At 59.5% G+C, this 16,848-nt stretch carries 16 protein-coding genes; 11 read left to right on the top strand and 5 right to left on the bottom strand.

What is annotated here, in order from left to right; genetic code table 11:
- The first annotated feature begins 114 nt into the window (after positions 1-114).
- The 3 genes from EM858_RS18215 to EM858_RS18205 all read left to right on the top strand — a co-directional run bounded on the left by EM858_RS18215 (position 115) and on the right by EM858_RS18205 (position 3,779).
- Positions 115-531: an organic hydroperoxide resistance protein gene (locus tag EM858_RS18215; protein WP_060726459.1), complete on the top strand. Its 417-nt coding sequence runs from the start codon at positions 115-117 to the stop codon at positions 529-531.
- Between the two features lie 309 nt (positions 532-840).
- Positions 841-2,259, top strand: coding sequence for an aldehyde dehydrogenase family protein (locus EM858_RS18210; RefSeq protein WP_080820876.1), 1,419 nt, complete (start codon positions 841-843; stop codon positions 2,257-2,259).
- 197 nt (positions 2,260-2,456) lie between these two features.
- Positions 2,457-3,779 carry an epoxide hydrolase family protein gene (locus EM858_RS18205; protein WP_080821091.1) on the top strand — a complete coding sequence of 441 codons (1,323 nt, stop codon included), beginning with the start codon at positions 2,457-2,459 and terminating at the stop codon, positions 3,777-3,779.
- A 151-nt stretch (positions 3,780-3,930) separates the two neighbouring features.
- On the opposite strand, the gene EM858_RS18200 is transcribed toward EM858_RS18205, so the two are convergent.
- The 4 genes from EM858_RS18200 to EM858_RS18190 form a co-directional block, all read right to left on the bottom strand.
- Positions 3,931-4,134 (bottom strand): hypothetical protein, encoded by a 204-nt coding sequence (locus EM858_RS18200; protein WP_080820875.1) that lies wholly within the window; start codon positions 4,132-4,134, stop codon positions 3,931-3,933.
- Positions 4,135-4,285: 151 nt separating this feature from the next.
- Entirely contained in the window at positions 4,286-4,456 is a 171-nt protein-coding gene (locus EM858_RS27190) for a hypothetical protein (RefSeq protein WP_162934162.1), read from the bottom strand.
- Positions 4,457-4,523: 67 nt separating this feature from the next.
- Positions 4,524-5,504: an alpha/beta hydrolase gene (locus tag EM858_RS18195; protein ID WP_080820874.1), complete on the bottom strand. Its 981-nt coding sequence runs from the start codon at positions 5,502-5,504 to the stop codon at positions 4,524-4,526.
- Positions 5,505-5,523: 19 nt separating this feature from the next.
- Positions 5,524-6,042 (bottom strand): Dps family protein, encoded by a 519-nt coding sequence (locus EM858_RS18190; protein WP_080820873.1) that lies wholly within the window; start codon positions 6,040-6,042, stop codon positions 5,524-5,526.
- A gap of 412 nt (positions 6,043-6,454) precedes the next feature.
- On the opposite strand from EM858_RS18190, the gene EM858_RS18185 reads away from it, so the two are divergent.
- The 7 genes from EM858_RS18185 (at position 6,455) to EM858_RS18155 (ending at position 14,840) form a co-directional block, all read left to right on the top strand.
- Positions 6,455-8,749, top strand: a complete 2,295-nt coding sequence (locus EM858_RS18185; protein WP_080820872.1) for an FdhF/YdeP family oxidoreductase — start codon at positions 6,455-6,457, stop codon at positions 8,747-8,749.
- A gap of 249 nt (positions 8,750-8,998) precedes the next feature.
- Positions 8,999-10,579 carry an ATP-binding protein gene (locus tag EM858_RS18180; RefSeq protein ID WP_080820871.1) on the top strand — a complete coding sequence of 527 codons (1,581 nt, stop codon included), beginning with the start codon at positions 8,999-9,001 and terminating at the stop codon, positions 10,577-10,579.
- The gene (locus tag EM858_RS18175) at positions 10,572-11,228 is read left to right on the top strand and encodes a response regulator transcription factor (protein WP_080820870.1); all 657 of its coding nucleotides are present in this window, start codon (positions 10,572-10,574) and stop codon (positions 11,226-11,228) included. Before EM858_RS18180 ends, EM858_RS18175 begins: the two co-directional genes overlap by 8 nt.
- A gap of 65 nt (positions 11,229-11,293) precedes the next feature.
- Positions 11,294-11,668, top strand: a complete 375-nt coding sequence (locus tag EM858_RS18170; RefSeq protein ID WP_080820869.1) for a response regulator — start codon at positions 11,294-11,296, stop codon at positions 11,666-11,668.
- 241 nt (positions 11,669-11,909) lie between these two features.
- On the top strand, positions 11,910-12,377 hold the full coding sequence (locus EM858_RS18165; protein ID WP_080820868.1) for a hypothetical protein: 468 nt from the start codon (positions 11,910-11,912) through the stop codon (positions 12,375-12,377).
- A gap of 1 nt (position 12,378) precedes the next feature.
- Complete coding sequence (locus EM858_RS18160) at positions 12,379-13,626, top strand: oxalate decarboxylase family bicupin (protein WP_127757536.1); 1,248 nt, start codon at positions 12,379-12,381, stop codon at positions 13,624-13,626.
- Between the two features lie 101 nt (positions 13,627-13,727).
- On the top strand, positions 13,728-14,840 hold the full coding sequence (locus EM858_RS18155) for an FAD binding domain-containing protein (RefSeq protein ID WP_080820866.1): 1,113 nt from the start codon (positions 13,728-13,730) through the stop codon (positions 14,838-14,840).
- A 59-nt stretch (positions 14,841-14,899) separates the two neighbouring features.
- Here EM858_RS18155 and EM858_RS18150 read toward each other — a convergent pair whose 3' ends face one another.
- A complete protein-coding gene (locus EM858_RS18150) occupies positions 14,900-15,733 on the bottom strand; it encodes a helix-turn-helix transcriptional regulator (RefSeq protein ID WP_127757535.1) in 834 nt (277 codons plus the stop codon).
- Positions 15,734-15,840: 107 nt separating this feature from the next.
- Here EM858_RS18150 and EM858_RS18145 point away from each other — a divergent pair, with 107 nt between their 5' ends.
- Positions 15,841-16,737 (top strand): SDR family oxidoreductase, encoded by an 897-nt coding sequence (locus tag EM858_RS18145; protein WP_080820865.1) that lies wholly within the window; start codon positions 15,841-15,843, stop codon positions 16,735-16,737.
- The last annotated feature ends 111 nt before the right edge of the window (positions 16,738-16,848 follow it).

Raw genomic sequence — 16,848 nt, 5'->3', positions numbered from 1 at the left:
GCCGATACTTTTCGATACAGTTTCGCAGTTTCCGGAAACATGCCGGATACGCTGATCCATCACAAAGCTCCTATCACGAAACGCCGCAGCAGCGGCAAATGAAAGGAGCCTCCCATGACCAAGATCGAGACTGTTCTTTATACCGGCAAGACCCACACGACCGGCGGGCGTGACGGATCGGCGCAAAGCGATGATGGCGCGCTGGGCATCAAGCTCTCGCCTCCGGGCAGCGGAAAGCCGGGCACGAATCCCGAACAGCTTTTTGCGGCCGGCTGGTCGGCATGTTTTATCGGCGCCATGACAAAGGCGGCGGCGAAACGCCAGCTCCGGCTTCCCGCCGACACCGCCGTCGATGCGGAAGTCGACCTCGGCACGACGGGCGGCGAGTTCTTCCTGCAGGCTCGCCTGTCGGTAAGCCTGCCCGGGATCGATCGTCCCGTAGCACAGGCCATCATTGAGGATGCCCACCAGATCTGCCCCTATTCGAAGGCAACCAGGGGGAACATCGATGTTACGCTCAAGCTCGCTTAAGCCGATTGTCTCCGCCCGTGCGCTTGTCATCGCCATCGTGTTTGCGGCGATATTCGCAGCACCGTGCGTATATGATGCAACATCCGACGAGCCCTCGCCGGTTGCTGGACTTCTGGGCGCGGTCTCATCGGTGTGACCACAAGGGAACGGCTCGGCGCCCGCCGCAGCCGTTTTCGCGTTTCCACTTCTTCCTGCCATCCCTCTGATCAACTCAATGAAGCCTGCTTGGACCCATGCGGCGCGCCTCCAGCGCGTTCCGCGGCGGCCAGACGAGCCGGATTTCCAACCATCTTAAACGAGGCCAGATCAATGCGATCAATTGAACACATCTATATCGACGGTAAATTTGTGGTGCCATACGGCAATGAACGGCTGGACCTTTTCAATCCGGCAACGGAAGAAAAAATCGGCGATGTCCGGCTTGGCAATGCCGATGATGCAAGGGCCGCAGTGGCAGCCGCGAAACGGGCTTTTCCCGCCATGGCAACATCCACCAAGGCGCAGCGTATCGATATGCTGCGCAGCCTGCGCGATATGATCGAAGAGCGACCGGATGAGCTTACGCAGGTCATGACCGAAGAATACGGCGCACCCGCTTATTTCACGGCTTTCTCCGTTCAAAACGCAGCGTCGATTTTTGATGTTATGGCTGAGACCGTGGCGAACTACGACTTTGACCGGGTCGTGGGCAAAAGCACGGTCAGGATGCTGCCGCGCGGCGTTCTCGCCGCCATCACGCCCTGGAACAGCAATTTCGGTTTTATCGCCACCAAGCTTGCGCATGCAATCGGTTCAGGCTCGTCCCTCGTCATCAAGCCGGCCGAACAGAGTGCGTTTCAGACGGATATTCTGGTGAGAAGGCTGCATCGGGCCGGCCTGCCGGCAGGAGTTTTCAACATTGTCAACGGCACGGGTCCGGTGGTCGGTGCGGCTTTGACACAGGATCCCGACGTGGCGACCGTCAGTTTCACCGGTTCCACCCAGGCTGCAAAGATCATTCAGCGTGCGGCGATCGACGGCATGAAAAGGGTGGTTCTGGAGCTGGGAGGCAAAGCGCCCACCATTATCCTGCCGGATGCCGACCTCGACAAGGCTATACCTGTCGCCCTGATGTCGGGCTTTGCAAACAGCGGCCAGGCCTGCGTCGCGGGTACCCGCATCCTGGCTCCGAGGTCCCGTCTCCCGGAGATTGCCGAGCGGTTGAGAATGGCCGCTGAAAAATTCAAAGTTGGCGATCCCCGTGATCCGGAGGTTCGGGTAGGCCCTCTCGCCAGCCTTGCCCAGTGGGAGAGGATCCAGACTTACATCCGGCTTGGTGTCGAAGAAGGAGCAACCCTGCTGACAGGCGGAACCGGACGCCCGGCCGGGATTGAAAAAGGATGGTTCGCCCGCCCGACAATCTTCGCAGATGTCACGAACGAAATGCGCATCGCCCGCGAAGAAATCTTTGGTCCCGTCCTGTGTCTTCTCGCCTATGAGGACGAAGATGAGGCCGTCAAAATCGCCAATGATAGCGACTACGGATTGCAAGCCTATGTGCTTGGATCCGACCTCAGACGTGCCGAACGCATCGCCGAGAGGCTGATGGCCGGCCGCGTCGTCATCAACGGCGCACCGCATGATCCTCGCGCGCCCTTCGGCGGTTTCAGGCAATCCGGTATCGGCAGGGAGATCGGGGCCTTCGGTCTCGACGGCATGCTCGAACCGCGAGCCGTTCTCACCCCGTAACGCGAGAAGTCTGCAGCGCCGGTCCCGGCGCACTCTCCGTTCTGCTTCAGGCCGACTTTGTATCCAGAAGTGTCAGCCGTGCGAAATCCGACGTTTGGTGACGCAACAGCAGGTCGAAAGAAACAGCCGGGATACGATCAACATCTACCTGTTCCGGACGCGAAATGGTCGCGGAACACATCGATATGGAGAGAAATATGACCGATGTCCTTCACCCTGCAAAAGGCGGACACAGCACCGCGATTGTCTTTGGGTCTGCAATGGCCGTGTTGATGGCCTTCGCTCCTGCCTTGGCAGTTGAGCCTGTCAAACCACCCCAATCCGAAACAGCCTCTGCCGACGACAGCATTCGGCCGTTCCAGGTTCATGTCGATCAGTCACAGATTGACGACCTCAAGGCGAGGATCAGGAATGCGCGCTGGCCGGATAAGGAAACCGTTGGCGATATTTCCCAGGGCATCCAGCTGGCGCGGGTTCAGGATCTCGTCCGATACTGGGGCAGCGACTATGACTGGCGAAACGCCGAGAAAGAACTCAACGCCTTGCCGCAGTTCATCACCAGAATCGACGGCGTCGACATCCACTTCATTCATGTTCGCTCACGCCATCCCAACGCCCTGCCTGTCATCCTCACCCACGGCTGGCCCGGTTCAATCTTCGAGTTCACAAAAGTCATCGGCCCGTTGACGGACCCGACCGTTTATGGCGGCAAAGCCGAAGACGCGTTCGACGTGATCATCCCCTCCATCCCCGGCTACGGTTTTTCAGGCCATCCGACCGATCTGGGCTGGGGACCGGACCGTGTTGCGCGGGCCTGGGACACCCTCGTGAAGCGCCTCGGCTACACGCGCTATGTTTCCCAGGGCGGCGATCATGGTTCGGTCATTTCCGATGCGCTTGCCCGGCAGGCGCCAAAGGGTCTGCTCGGCATCCATCTCAATATGCCGGCCACCGTTCCCGGCGCGCTCATGAAGGGCATCAACAGCGGTGATCCGGCCCCTGCGGACCTGTCTGCGCCGGAACGAAATGCCTATGACTCGCTCAAGGAGTTTTTCGGCAGGAACGCTGCCTATGGCGCAATGATGGTCACAAGACCGCAGACGATCGGTTATTCCTTGTCGGATTCACCTGTCGGTCTTGCATCTTTCATCTACGAGAAATTCGCGCAGTGGAGCGACAGCAATGGCGAGCCCGAAAGCGTGCTTTCCAGGGATGAAATGCTTAACGACATCACTCTCTACTGGTTGACCAACAGCGGCGCGTCCGGCGCGCGCTTCTATTGGGAAAACAACAACAACAACTTCAGCGCGGACGCCCAGAAGACCAAGGACATCAAGATCCCCGTCGGCATCACCGTCTTCACGAAGGAAATCTACCAAGCGCCGGAGAGCTGGAGCAGGCAGGCCTATCCATCGCTGACCTATTATCATCAGGTCGATCATGGCGGACATTTCGCCGCGTGGGAGCAGCCCGGGATTTTCTCGAGCGAGCTTCGTGACGCTTTCAGAAAACTGCGCTGAGAGACGTCATTCTGGAAGCGCGGTTCCCGGACCGCGCTTCACCACATCCTCGTTGCTCTCCGATTTAAAGCTTGGGCGTTTCTGCACCCAAAAAGCCGTCGCTCGACACCAGTCGAGGAACGGCTTTTTCCGTATCTGAGGCCAGGAGATTTCAGGCCGCAACCGCGATACGTTCCGCCATCCACTGATCCAGCGCAGATCGCAGCATCGATCCGGACACGGCGTCCGTGGAGGCGATCCCGATCAGGTATTTTGCGGCGTCGACGGCTATCGAGCAGCCGATCGGCAGGCGGTTCTCTGCGCAGAACTCATTCAAAACCCTGCGGATCGACAGAAGCGACACGGCGTTGGTCATCTCGGATCTCCATCATGAATAACGATATTGCGCCACTTGATGGAGAAGCATTGTGTCGAGAGTTTTCCATCGAAACCGAAAACGGTACCTCGATGTAGCCTGTCTGGTTGCTGATACAATAAGCTACGGTCGAGGACGGCAATCACATCGATCAGACCTGAAATTTCGTTTCGTTGTTCGAAGGATCCGGCTTCGCATCGACGCGATTTTCCGCCTCGGCCTGCTGCGACAGAGGAAGCTCCAGTTGGATATCCTCCATCTCGGGCAGGCTGGCGATGCCGTCACGAAGGGCAAGGTCTTCATAAGATGGTTTGAACGGCATCGGAATCTCCTTCCGCGCGGGAATTGGTCGCCATCCGCTTTTTCCGACGGCGACCCTTTACCGGTGATCAGCTCTTCACGAAGGCCAGCAGATCCGGATTGATGATGTCGGCATGAGTTGTCAGCATGCCGTGCGGATAGCCCTTATACACCTTCAGCGTGCCATTCTTCAGCAATTTGACCGACAATTCGGCAGAATCTGCGATCGGCACGACCTGGTCGTCATCGCCGTGGAGAACGAGCGTCGGCACCGTGATCGCCTTCAGGTCTTCCGTCTGATCGGTTTCCGAGAAGGCCTTGACGCCGTCGTAATGGGCCTTGGCGCTGCCCATCATACCCTGACGCCACCAGTTCTGGATAACACCGGGAAAGACTTTGGCATCCGGACGATTGAAGCCGTAAAACGGGCCGGTCGGCACGTCGAGGAAGAACTGGGCGCGGTTTTCGGCCACACCCTTGCGGAAGCTGTCGAAGACTTCGATCGGCAGCCCGCCGGGATTGGAAGGCGTCTTCAGCATCAGTGGCGGAACGGCGGAGACAAGAACGGCCTTGGCGACACGGCCCTGCGGTTCGCCGAATTTTGCGACGTAACGCGCGACCTCACCACCGCCAGTCGAGTGTCCGATATGAACAGCGTTCCTGAGATCGAGATGTTCGGCAACGGCGGATGCATCGGCGGCATAATGATCCATGTCGTGACCGTCGCTCACCTGCTGGGAGCGGCCGTGGCCGCGACGGTCATGGGCCACGACGCGGTAACCGTTGTTTACGAAGAACAGCATCTGGGCATCCCAGTCGTCGGAGGATAGCGGCCAGCCGTGATGGAACACGATGGGCTGAGCATCCTTCGGACCCCAATCCTTGAAATAGATATGGACGCTGTCCTTGGTCTTTACGAATGATTCGGTCATAGGAAATGCTCCTTCGTTGCGGGATGGGGTGGATTTTGAAAAGGCTGTTGATGGCATTGCCATCGCAGCGGAAAGCGCGGCACCGGCCACGAGAAGACGTCGTCTCGAAAGCGCCAGCGCAATTGGATCGTCGGTCATGTCGGTTTCCTGCCTGGCTTCAGCGGGAGCGACGGGTGGTTTCGAACAGGAACCATGTGCGGCGCTCGGTCTCGTCGATCCAGTTTTCGATCAGGCTGGTGGTGGCGTGATCGTTGAGGTCGGAGGTGAGGTTGTGCGTTTGTCGCAGGATGGCGGTCAGCTGCTTGTTGTCCTCGCGCAGTTCGGCGAGCATGTCCTCCGAGGTGACGAAGTCGGCATCATTATCAAGGAGACGCTGGAGACGGCCGATATGACCGATGGAACGGATGGTGGTGCCGCCGACCTTGCGCGCCCTTTCAGCAATGTCGTCGGTCATCGCGAATATCTGCGCTCCCTGTTCGTCCAGCAGCATGTGATAATCACGAAAATGCGGGCCGGAAACATGCCAGTGGAAATTCTTGGTCTTGATGTAGAGCGTGAAGACGTCCGCCAGCAGGGCGGTCAATGCGGCGGCGATGTCGCGGCTCGCTTCGGCACCGAGGTCAGTCGGCGTTGCGAGCGGAAGCTTGCGGTTGCTGGCAACTGTGGTCATGTCCATGATCGTTCTCCTTTTGCAATCGACCGCCCGGTGTTGAGCGCCCCTGTTGCGGCTGTCTGATCGGCACCGAGGATAGAAAGAAGAATGGCCCGGGAGAAATCGGCTGGTGGTACAGTCCACCCGATACCTAAGTGTAGTTTCGGCGGGTTCCCACCCGGGATAGTTTTTGCCTGTCGCCCCGCCCCGGGCGATTGGCTCGCAGAAGCCATGAACTCCGGTATCCCCTCTCCCGGAGCCGCGGATCTCCTCCCGATCCGCCAAGGCCGCCCCCCGCCGCAGGAGGCGGCCTTTTTCGTTCCGCCCTCCAGGAAGCAGGCAACCTATGCCTGAGTATGATGTTTACTCATCCGCAGTTGCGCTAGCGTCAGCGAGCACGACAATCGTCAATCTGCAAAATCGAAGGAACTCCGACATGGCAGAAGAGCGGCCGGAAGGTATTGAAAAATACGATCATCCCGCTGGCGGCTGGGATGCGTTGAAAGCTGTCGCGAAAACGCTCGCGCATCAGCAGATCGTCGCACAGGGCACGATGACGCTCCTCAAGGCCAATAAGCCCGAAGGTTTCGACTGTCCCGGCTGCGCCTGGCCCGACCCCAAACACACCTCATCGTTCGAGTTCTGTGAAAACGGCGCCAAGGCAATCACCTGGGAATCGACGGCGAAACGATCCGGACCCGAATTTTTCGCGCAGCATACGGTTTCCGAACTGTGGCAATGGACCGATCACAAGCTTGAGGATGCCGGCCGGCTAACCCTTCCCCTGCATTACAATTCCGAAAAGGACCGCTATGAACCGATCGCCTGGGACGATGCCTTCAGCCTGATCGCACGGGAACTCAACAAGCTTGACGACCCCGACAAGGCTGAGTTCTACACGTCCGGCCGGGCATCCAATGAGGCTGCGTTTCTCTACCAGCTTTTCGTACGCGCCTATGGCACGAACAATTTCCCTGACTGTTCCAACATGTGCCATGAAGCCACCAGCGTCGGCCTTCCGAAATCCATCGGTGTCGGCAAAGGCACGGTGACGCTGGAGGATTTCGATCATGCCGATGCGATCTTCAGCTTCGGCCACAATCCCGGCACCAACCATCCCCGCATGATGACGACGCTGCATAATGCCGCAAAACGCGGCGTGCCGATCGTCGTGTTCAATCCGCTGAAGGAACGCGCGCTCGAACGGTTCGCCGCGCCGCAGGACCCGATCGAGATGGCGACGCTCTCTTCGACGCCGATCGCCTCCGCCTATCACCAGCTTCGCACCGGAGGCGATCTCGCCGCCCTCAAGGGCATTATGAAGGCGGTGTTCGAACTCGATGCGGAGAGCCTTCAGGCGGACCGCGGCGGCGTACTCGACCGGGCTTTCATCGAGGAACATACCGCAGGCCTCGACGCGCTTCGCGCCGATATCGACGCGACGTCCTGGGATATGATCTGCTCAGTCAGCGGGCTGACGAAGGAGGCTATAGAGAGTGTTGCGAGGATTTATGTGAACGCTTCTAACGTCATCATCTGTTACGGCATGGGCATAACCCAGCACGCCAAGGGTACCAGCAACGTACAGCAGATCGCCAATCTCCTGCTGCTGCGTGGAAATATGGGTCGCCCCGGCGCGGGAATAGCGCCCATTCGCGGCCATTCCAACGTTCAGGGAGACCGTACCGTCGGCATTACCGAAATCCCGAACAAGGCGCTGTTGGACGGCATGGAACGCGCTTTCGGTTTCCGCCCATCTGCGGAGAAGGGTCACAACGCGATAGAAGCCGTGGAGGCAATCATCGCCGGCAAATCCCGCGCACTTATCTGCCTCGGCGGCAATCTCGCTGTCGCCATGTCGGATACAGGCGCGACCTTCGAGGGCATGCGCAACCTCGATCTGGCCGTTCATATTGCTACGAAGCTCAACCGCTCTCATCTTTTGACAGCAAAGACATCGCTGATCCTGCCTTGCCTTGGACGCACCGATCTGGATACTCAGGCGTCAGGACCGCAGGCTGTAACAGTCGAGGATTCGATGTCGATGGTGCATGCCTCTCGCGGTTTCCTCAATCCACCAGGGGAACTGGTGAGGTCAGAGCCCGCCATCATCGCCGGCATCGCCAAGGCGACCGTCGGAAACCGTCACGGAATTGATTGGGACTGGCTGATTGCCGATTACGACCGAATCCGTGACAAGATCGAAGAGGTCTTTGCAGATTTCAGGGATTTCAACAGCCGGGTTCGGGTAAAGGGCGGTTTTCGCCTTGATGTCGCGGCCTCCTTCCGCCGTTGGAACACGCAGAGCGGCAGGGCCAATTTCCTTGTCGCCACAGGACTTGAAGAAGACCCGCTCATCTCCAATCCGGAGGCCCTCGTGCTGACCACGATCCGCAGTCACGATCAGTACAATACGACGATCTATGGCATGGATGACCGTTATCGCGGCGTCTTCGGCCGAAGGGACATTATCTTCATGAACCGGCACGACCTTGCCGCGCGCGGCCTGAAGGATGGTGATCGCATCGATATTCACGGCATCGGCCCGGAAAATGAGGGCCGACACCTCGTTCAGGGTTTCACCGCCGTCGAATACAATATCCCGAAGGGATCGGCCGCAGGCTATTATCCGGAGATGAATGCGGTGGTGGCGCTCGGCCATTATGACCGCCTTTCCGGAACGCCTTCCTACAAGGGTGTCCCGATCACGGTGAGTCCAGCAGCCGCCTGACGGCCGAAGCCCGACGCGCAACGCAGCGGTCGTTGCACGCTCTTTTCCCCACCGTTTGGGCTGGACGTCACCTCGGGCCATCAGGCATGGCCTGTGGATGACCGGCCATATGTGCGGATTTTTCGATATATCGCCGTGCCGTTTTACCGCTATCCTGATGTTTCGACGACGGTGGCAACCAAGACCTATGTATAGGTCAGGTTGTGCTGAAAAAACCGTATTGTCGGCAAAAATCGCATCGGGGGAACAATGTCGATTGCGTCAAGGATGTTTCGCGCGCGCGAACCGGAAGGTGGAGCGCACCATCTGGCTTTTGGTCTTGGGGCGCTGGCGCTGGCGGCCGCGGTATTTTACGTTGATACCTATACCGACATAGAAGGCGCGATCGCGGTGCTTTATGTCATCACGGTCCTTTTGGCCGCGCAGACTGTAAGCTGGTCGGGACTGATCGTGATCTCCTGCGCCTGCGCCATTCTTTCCCTCCTGTCCTATGCAGCGACCCACGCGCAGGATGCGGATTTCCAGTCGGCGCTTCGGTTGGTCGTCGCCCTTGCGGCACTTGCCGTCACGACCGTGCTGCTTTTGAAAACCGAGACCGCCCGGCTGGCGATGTTGTCCGTCAATGCGGCGCTGAAGGAAAGCGAGGAGCGTTATCGCTCCATTTTCGATCGTACGCGCGTCGCACTTTGGGAACGCGACTATTCGAAGCTTCACGCCCTGCTGATGGGCCTCAAGCAACGGGGCATCACCGACATGCGGGCCCATGCCCGCGCCAATCCGGGTTTTACGCAGCAATGCATCGATCTCATCACGGTCGTTGCATCGAATGAAGCCGGAAAGGAGATGCTGGGTTACGATTCCTCTATCCGCGGCACCCTCCAGCGATCGGTCGTGTCTTCGTCCGGCAAGTTCGTCGATGTACTGCAGGCGATCATCGACAATCAGGGTGTCTTTGAAGACAAGGTGGTGGTGCGCACCGACAGCGGCGAAGACAAGCTGGTGCTTCTTTCAATCAGTTTCCCCGCGGAGGCGGCCTCCTTCAATCGTGTGGTGGTCAGCATGGTGGATATCACCCAGCGCGAAATGGCGCTGAAGGCGCTGGCTGAAGCTCAGGCGGAATTGACAAAGGCCTCGAAGGCGGCGGCCGTCGGAGCCATGTCCGCATCGCTCTCCCACGAGCTGAACCAGCCGCTTGGCGCCATCATCGTCAATGCGCAGACATTGCTGCGCTGGCTCGATCGCGATCCACCGGATCTCGCCGCCGCCCGCCGCTCGGCCGAACGCATGATCCGCGACGGGCAGCGCGCTAGTGAAATAATCCAGAACACGCGCAGCCTGCTCGCCCATACGAGCGGCAAGGTGGAAACCTTCGACCTCGATGAGTTCATCGATGAAACGCTAAGCCTTCTCGAACATGAGCTGGAACGCAGCAAGACCACGGTGCATGTGGAAAAAGCGGTAACGCCGCCGATAACAGCCGTCAGGATCGAATTGCAGCAGGTCCTCATCAATCTTCTCACAAACGCCATTCAGGCCATGGACGAGGCGGGCACCGGCAATCGCACCATCACGGTGCGGAAGGAACGTGAAGACAGGGACAATATTCATATTGCGGTTCACGACAATGGACCGGGTTTCCCGGCGCAGATGAAGGAAAAGCTGTTTTCGCCGTTTTTCACGACCAAGGAAACGGGAATGGGCATGGGGCTTTCCATCTGCCGCACGACACTGGAAGCACGGGGCGGCAGGCTTACCGGTGACAATCATCCTCTCGGCGGGGCGGTCTTTACCATTTCCATGCCGATCAGCCAGGAGATGGAACATGCCTGAGCAACGCAAGACGACAAAGGAGCCGCCGTCACCCATCGTGTTCATCGTCGACGACGATGTGTCGATGCGCGAGGCGCTCACCGATCTTTTCCGCTCCATGAAGTTCGATGCCGAAGCTTTCGACAGCGCTGCCGCCTTTCTTGAAAAAGCCAATCTGAACCGGCCTGGCTGCCTGCTGCTTGATGTGCGGCTTCCGGGCATAAGCGGCCTGGATTTCCAGATGCAGCTGGAACGCGTCGGCAACCGGATGCCGATCATTTTCATGACCGGCTTCGGCGATATTCCGATGAGCGTGCGGGCGATGAAGGCGGGCGCCGTGGATTTTCTGACCAAGCCCTTCAAGGAGCAGGACATTCTCGACGCCGTCGCGGCCGCGATGGAGCGGGATGCGTCGCGACGCCGCGAAAGCGCCCAGAACGACGCCGTCACCTCCCTTGCCGAGCAGCTGACGCCAAGGGAACGCGAGGTCATGGGCGCGGTTGTCCGCGGCCTGATGAACAAGCAGATCGCCTACGAGCTCGGCATAAGCGAGGTCACCGTGAAGCTGCATCGGGGTAATGTCATGCGCAAGATGGAGGCGAAATCCCTCGCCGATCTCGTGCGCAAAGCGGAGTTGATCGGCGAGAAGCTGCGGCCACCTGTATCTTAGTATGGTATCTTTGATAGCGGCATGGGCGCATAGAGAAGAAAGAAAAACAGAAAAGGTCGCTTTCATTGCCCCCCGTTCCCGTCATTGCTGTCGTCGACGACGATCCCGCCATTCGCGAAGCCATGGATGATCTGATCATGTCCTTTGGTTACGAATGCCGCCTGTTTGCTTCTGCCGAAGAATTCCTGGAATCGAAGCAGCAGGCGGGCATCGACTGCATCGTCGTGGACGTGAAAATGCCCGGTCTTTCCGGCATCGAGTTGCAGAGCGAGCTGAACCGGCGCGGCGACCATCCACCCATGATCTTCGTCACCTCCTATCAGGACGAGCGCACCCGGAACGCGGCTTTGAACGGCGGCGCATTGGCCTTTCTCGGCAAGCCAGTCAATATCGTCAGTCTGATCGGATGCCTGCAATCCGTGCTCAACGCGCAATCCTGACGACAATCTTTCCCCAGTGAAATCCGTCGCTATTTCATGCTCCGTCGCCTGCGTCCGGGCATGCGTTGTCGTTGGGCGAGCGCCATTTCCTGGATTGTTTCGCCGCCAAGACGTTCCGCTATACGAACTAGACCTCTGTATAGATGCCGGCCCCGCCTCTCCGCCGTAACCTTTGCTCCAGTCAAGCGCCTCCCTTCCGGGACGCTCCCGACGACACCACCACCCATTTCAGGAGCAGGGCATGACCTCCATCAGCAAGAATGCCGACGCGCAAAGACGGCGTCACCTCAAAGTCGCAGCAATGTTGGTTCTGGGTGTGGTCGCCTTGTTCGGAGGAAATGTATTCCCGATCAGGGATAGCGAGCCGGCGCTCGCGGCCTCCGAAGACGTCGCATCAACCAGCGCCTTCCGCATCCTCACACCGCTGACGATCGACAGGCCTTACGGACATTCCGCGCCTGTCGCGGCCGCCGGCGATGCAACCGAAGGCAAAGATACTGTAGCGGCCACCGACGACACATCCTGCGTCGCCACCCGTGCCGCCCGGAAAACGGACCGGCACGACACGCTGGATCCAAAAGCCTTCTGTCAGCTCCAACACCGCCTCTTCAATGCCGAGCTGATCGACCGCATCGCCTTGCTCCAACTCGCATCACAGACCCACACAATCGACACCTCATCCCAACTCGCTATGAACAAGGAGTTCTGAAATGGAAACGTTGACCAGACGCGCAGTCCTCGCAATCGGCGCCGTCGGCGGCACCGCCCTTGCCGCAAGCGCGGCCGGAGCAGCATCTTTCGGCAATCCCGATCAGCCCGCCGAGGGAGCAATTAATGCCAATGCCGCCGGCCTCAGCGATCCCGGCCCGAAGAACCCTGCGATCAACAACCAGTTTCCGTCTTTCCAGAGCCCACCGGCGACCGATGTCGGCGACATGCAGCTTTTCTGGGGCTCGTTCAACAATGCCGCCAAACGTATCCAGAATGGCGGCTGGGCACGTCAGGTGACCAAGTCGGACTTCGCGATTTCGGATGCCGTGTCCGGCGTCAACATGCGGCTCGGACCGGGCGGCATTCGTGAGATGCACTGGCACCGCGCCGCAGAATGGGCGATCATGACCAACGGGCGTTGCCGCATCACGGTGCTCGATACGCAGGGCCGCGCTTATGTGCAGGATGTGGAGGCCGGTGATCTCTGGTATTTTCCGGCCGGTTACCCCCATTCGCTGCAGGGACTTGGTCCCGACGGTTGCGAATTCGTCATCGTGTTCGACGAAGGCGACCAGTCCGAATATGGCACCCTGCTTCTCACCGACTGGTTGGCGCACACCTCTCCCGAGCTGCTGGCCAAGAATTTCGGCGTCGCGCCGGACGTGTTCCGGAACATTCCACTGCAAAACCTCTGGATATTCCAGGGCAAGGAGCCGGGACCGCTCTCCCGGGATCAGGAAGCCGTTGCCGGCGCGGGGCTTCCCCCGTTTCCGTTCACCTATAAGCTCGCGGCATCAAAGCCACTGAAGGAAAACGCTGCCGGCGTCATTCGCCTCGCCGACAGCAGCGCCTTTACCGTGTCCAAAACCATCGCCGCCGCCATCGAAACGATCAAGCCCGGCGGGGTGCGCGAAATGCACTGGCACCCCAACGCGGACGAATGGCAATACTGGATCAAGGGTGAAGGCCGGATGACCGTGTTCGACGCGGGGCCACGCAGCCAGACCGCGGATTTCCGTGCTGGCGACATTGGCTACGTGAAGAGGAGCCAGGGCCACATCATCGAAAATACCGGCAAGACCGACCTGCAATTCGTCGCGGTCTTCAAGACCGCCGAATACCAGGAGGTCAGCCTATCGTCCTGGCTGACCCACACCCCGCCGGCGCTCGTAGCCCAGCACCTCAACGTCAGCATCGAGGATGTGGCGAAGTTTCCCGCAAACCAGCCGGCGATCATGCCGGGCTGAACATCCTGCCTACCCTTTGACCGGCGTTTCGGCATACCCGATCCGCAGGTCTTCGAAGACAGGACGCAACGCAAAACCAGTATCGAAAGTCAGGAACAGCCATGAAACCATTGACGATCCGGATCGCCGGCGGCTCGCTTGCCGGTCTCTTCACGGCGATATTGCTTCAGCAGGACGGGCACGATGTGAAAATCTACGAACGCTCTGCATCCGGCCTCGCAGGGCGTGGTGCAGGACTGGTGCCACAGCAGGAATTATTCGAGGTTCTAGACCAGATCGGCTGCGAAGACGTCTCCCATGTCGGTGTGGTTGCGAAGGAGCGCATCTACCTCGACGCCGGCGGCCACGTCGCCCAGCGCCAGAAGACGCCGCAGATGCAGATTTCATGGGACTATCTCTTCGAGCGCGTATCCTCCCGCCTCCTTGCCGATACCTATCGTCTCGGACACCATATCAACGCGGTTCGGGAAGGCCATGATGGAGTGACACTATCCTTCACCGACGGCACGGAAGACCGCGCCGATCTGGTGATCGGCGCGGATGGCCTGGGTTCGGTCATCCGCAAGGCGGTTAATCGCCATTCAGAAAACGCCTTTGCGGGTTACGTCGCCTGGCGCGGACTGATCCGGGAAACCAAATTGCCGGCCGATGCATCCCTGCTGCTCGACCGCTTCGCTTTTTATATCGCACCCGGAATTCATGTTTTGGGTTACCTCGTGCCGGGCCCAAAGGGTGAGACACAACAGGGACAGCGCCGTTACAACTGGGTGTGGTATCGCCCCACACCGGCTGACGAGCTGCCCCGCACCTTCGCCGGCCGCGACGGCAGGCATTTCGAGTATTCGCTCCCCCGGGGTGAGCTGGCGGAACAGCGCCGCGAGCAACTGCGCAGGGACGCGTTTTCCCTTCTGCCGCCGCAACTGGCTCTTGCGGTGGGAGCCGAGGAAACCCCATCGATCCAGGGCATTTTTGACTATGAGGCTGAACAGATGGTGTCGCCACATATGGTGCTGGTCGGGGATTCCGCCTTTGTGGTTCGCCCTCACACCGCAATGGGCGTTTCCAAGGCCGCGGGCGACGCAATGGCACTACGCGACGCCCTGCGACAGACGGACGACCTGCCTGCAGCCCTTTCACGATATCAGAAAACCCGCCTGCCGGTGGGCAAATCAATTGCCGCCTATGGCCGGAGGCTTGCCGAGACCGCGATCTGACGACGGGTCAAAATCAGGTCCGCCCGGCGTCATTGTCGTCCGGGAGCTTGTGCCTAAGGCTAAGCGCAGGGGGGGCATCCGGATTTTGCAATCAGCGAGCGAAATCGCTCGCTCATTTCAGGGTTGGCGGGATTATAGACCATCATGTTGAGATCCGAGCGTCCCTCCACCGCAAAGCATGAAAACTCCAGTTCGATTGTTCCCAGAACCGGATGGTGTAGGCGCTTGAGGCCCTCGTGCATGCTTGTGACCTCGTTGTCATCCCACATGGCCTTGAATTCGGAGCTGGCGGCCGAGAGCTCATCGACAAGTTGCTGGATGCCGGCGCCAGCGCCGGCGCGCGCGGCATCTGCCCGGAACGCGCCGACCACGTAGCGGGCGACATTGCGCCAGTCCTCTTGGGCAGTGCGCACCCGTTCATCGGAGAAAATCAGACGCAGAATGTTGCGGTTCTCCCTCGCCAGTTTGCTGTAATCCGTGAGGATGACGGCGGCGGCCCGGTTCCATGCCAGAACGTCCCATGTCGCCGTTCTGATGATCGCGGGGCTGAAGGGCAACGCGTCAAGCACGCCCTGAAGACGGGGCGTTATCGTCTCGGGCTGGCGATAATGCTGCTCGGGCGGATGTCCGAAGGCCAATATATGCAGGTGGTCGCGCTCGGGATCGGTCAACATCAGTCCTTTGGCGATACGATCCAGCACATCCGCCGAGGGCGAACCGCCGCGACCCTGCTCCAGCCACGTATACCAGGTCGGACTTATGTTAGCACGCTGGGCGACCTCCTCCCGGCGCAGACCGGGTGTGCGGCGGCGGCCGATGGGAAAACCAAACGTTGCAGGATCAAGCCGCAGGCGGCGATCGCGCAGGAAGGTGCTAAGTGCATTCTCCGTCATTGCATTCCTCGTCGCAGCCTGTTGATAATTATACCATGATAAAGTCACTACTTTAACAGGACAATTCTTCATGAGATCACCCTCCCCGTCAACGCGGGAGATTTTGTATGCGTGTTTTTCTGACAGGTGCCACCGGGTTCATCGGCTCCCGGATTCTTCGTGAACTGCTCATCGACGGCCATGAGGTGATCGGCCTCACCCGCTCGGAGGCAGGCGCAAAAGCGCTGCAGGCCGCTGGAGCTTCCGCCCACATCGCAACGCTGGAAGATGCGGCCAGACTCGCCGGGGGCGCAGAGACTGCCGATGCCGTCATCCATACGGCTTTCGACCATGATTTCGCGAATTTCGCCGCCAATTGCGAAAAGGATCGCCGGGTGATCGCGGCGCTCGGTGCCGTATTGGCTGGTTCCGACAGGCCGATGCTCATCACCTCAGGGGTCGGCATGGGTGACCTCGGCAATGGCGAACCCGCCCGGGAGGATGTGTTCGATACGCATCATTTCAATCCGCGCGTCGCCTCGGAACTCGCGGGCCAGGAGCAATTGCAGGCGGGCGTCAATCTCGGCGTCGTCCGGCTCCCGCAGGTGCATGACACGGTAAAACAGGGCCTCATCTCGCCCTATATCGAGATGTCGCGCGAAAAAGGCATCGTCGCTTATGTCGAGGACGGCGGCAATCGCTGGTCAGCCGGGCATGTGGACGATGTGGCGAAGCTCTACGTGATGGCGCTCCTTCGGGCCGAGCGGGGTGCTCGCTATAATGCCGTGGCGGAAGAAGGCGTTATGGTGCGCGATATTGCCGGGATAGTTGCCGAGAGGCTTGGGCTGCCGCTCGTTTCCATAGGCAAAGAGGACGCCGCCGGCCATTTCGGCTGGTTTGCCCTGTTCGCCGCCATGGATCTTACGGCCTCCAGCGCGCTCACCCGGGAGAAACTCGGTTGGATACCGACTGGACCGGGCCTGCTCGACGATCTTAGAGCCATGGACTACGCGACGATCGAATAACCGGCAGGCGGGCGTCCGCCTCACGCCTGTCGTCAGGATCAGATGCGGTGAAGATGGCAGCACCGGGAAAACCGATGCTGCTTCCAAACATGGTGGATGTTCAGGTGGCAG

Source organism: Agrobacterium sp. CNPSo 2736 (assembly GCF_004005385.1).
GTDB lineage: Bacteria > Pseudomonadota > Alphaproteobacteria > Rhizobiales > Rhizobiaceae > Agrobacterium > Agrobacterium leguminum.
Note: the sequence above shows the minus strand (reverse complement) of the source record. Positions and strands in the feature narration are given on the sequence as shown.

Bases quoted from the DNA above. Each gene is read 5' to 3' on its own strand.
- EM858_RS18190 (WP_080820873.1), bottom strand. From the start codon at position 6,042: ATGGACATGACCACAGTTGCCAGCAACCGCAAGCTTCCGCTCGCAACG.
- EM858_RS18160 (WP_127757536.1), top strand. From the start codon at position 12,379: ATGGAAACGTTGACCAGACGCGCAGTCCTCGCAATCGGCGCCGTCGGC.
- EM858_RS18195 (WP_080820874.1), bottom strand. From the start codon at position 5,504: ATGACCGACGATCCAATTGCGCTGGCGCTTTCGAGACGACGTCTTCTC.
- EM858_RS18145 (WP_080820865.1), top strand. From the start codon at position 15,841: ATGCGTGTTTTTCTGACAGGTGCCACCGGGTTCATCGGCTCCCGGATT.
- EM858_RS27190 (WP_162934162.1), bottom strand. From the start codon at position 4,456: ATGCCGTTCAAACCATCTTATGAAGACCTTGCCCTTCGTGACGGCATC.
- EM858_RS18150 (WP_127757535.1), bottom strand. From the start codon at position 15,733: ATGACGGAGAATGCACTTAGCACCTTCCTGCGCGATCGCCGCCTGCGG.
- EM858_RS18175 (WP_080820870.1), top strand. From the start codon at position 10,572: ATGCCTGAGCAACGCAAGACGACAAAGGAGCCGCCGTCACCCATCGTG.
- EM858_RS18205 (WP_080821091.1), top strand. From the start codon at position 2,457: ATGACCGATGTCCTTCACCCTGCAAAAGGCGGACACAGCACCGCGATT.
- EM858_RS18155 (WP_080820866.1), top strand. From the start codon at position 13,728: ATGAAACCATTGACGATCCGGATCGCCGGCGGCTCGCTTGCCGGTCTC.
- EM858_RS18165 (WP_080820868.1), top strand. From the start codon at position 11,910: ATGACCTCCATCAGCAAGAATGCCGACGCGCAAAGACGGCGTCACCTC.
- EM858_RS18180 (WP_080820871.1), top strand. From the start codon at position 8,999: ATGTCGATTGCGTCAAGGATGTTTCGCGCGCGCGAACCGGAAGGTGGA.
- EM858_RS18210 (WP_080820876.1), top strand. From the start codon at position 841: ATGCGATCAATTGAACACATCTATATCGACGGTAAATTTGTGGTGCCA.
- EM858_RS18185 (WP_080820872.1), top strand. From the start codon at position 6,455: ATGGCAGAAGAGCGGCCGGAAGGTATTGAAAAATACGATCATCCCGCT.
- EM858_RS18215 (WP_060726459.1), top strand. From the start codon at position 115: ATGACCAAGATCGAGACTGTTCTTTATACCGGCAAGACCCACACGACC.
- EM858_RS18200 (WP_080820875.1), bottom strand. From the start codon at position 4,134: ATGACCAACGCCGTGTCGCTTCTGTCGATCCGCAGGGTTTTGAATGAG.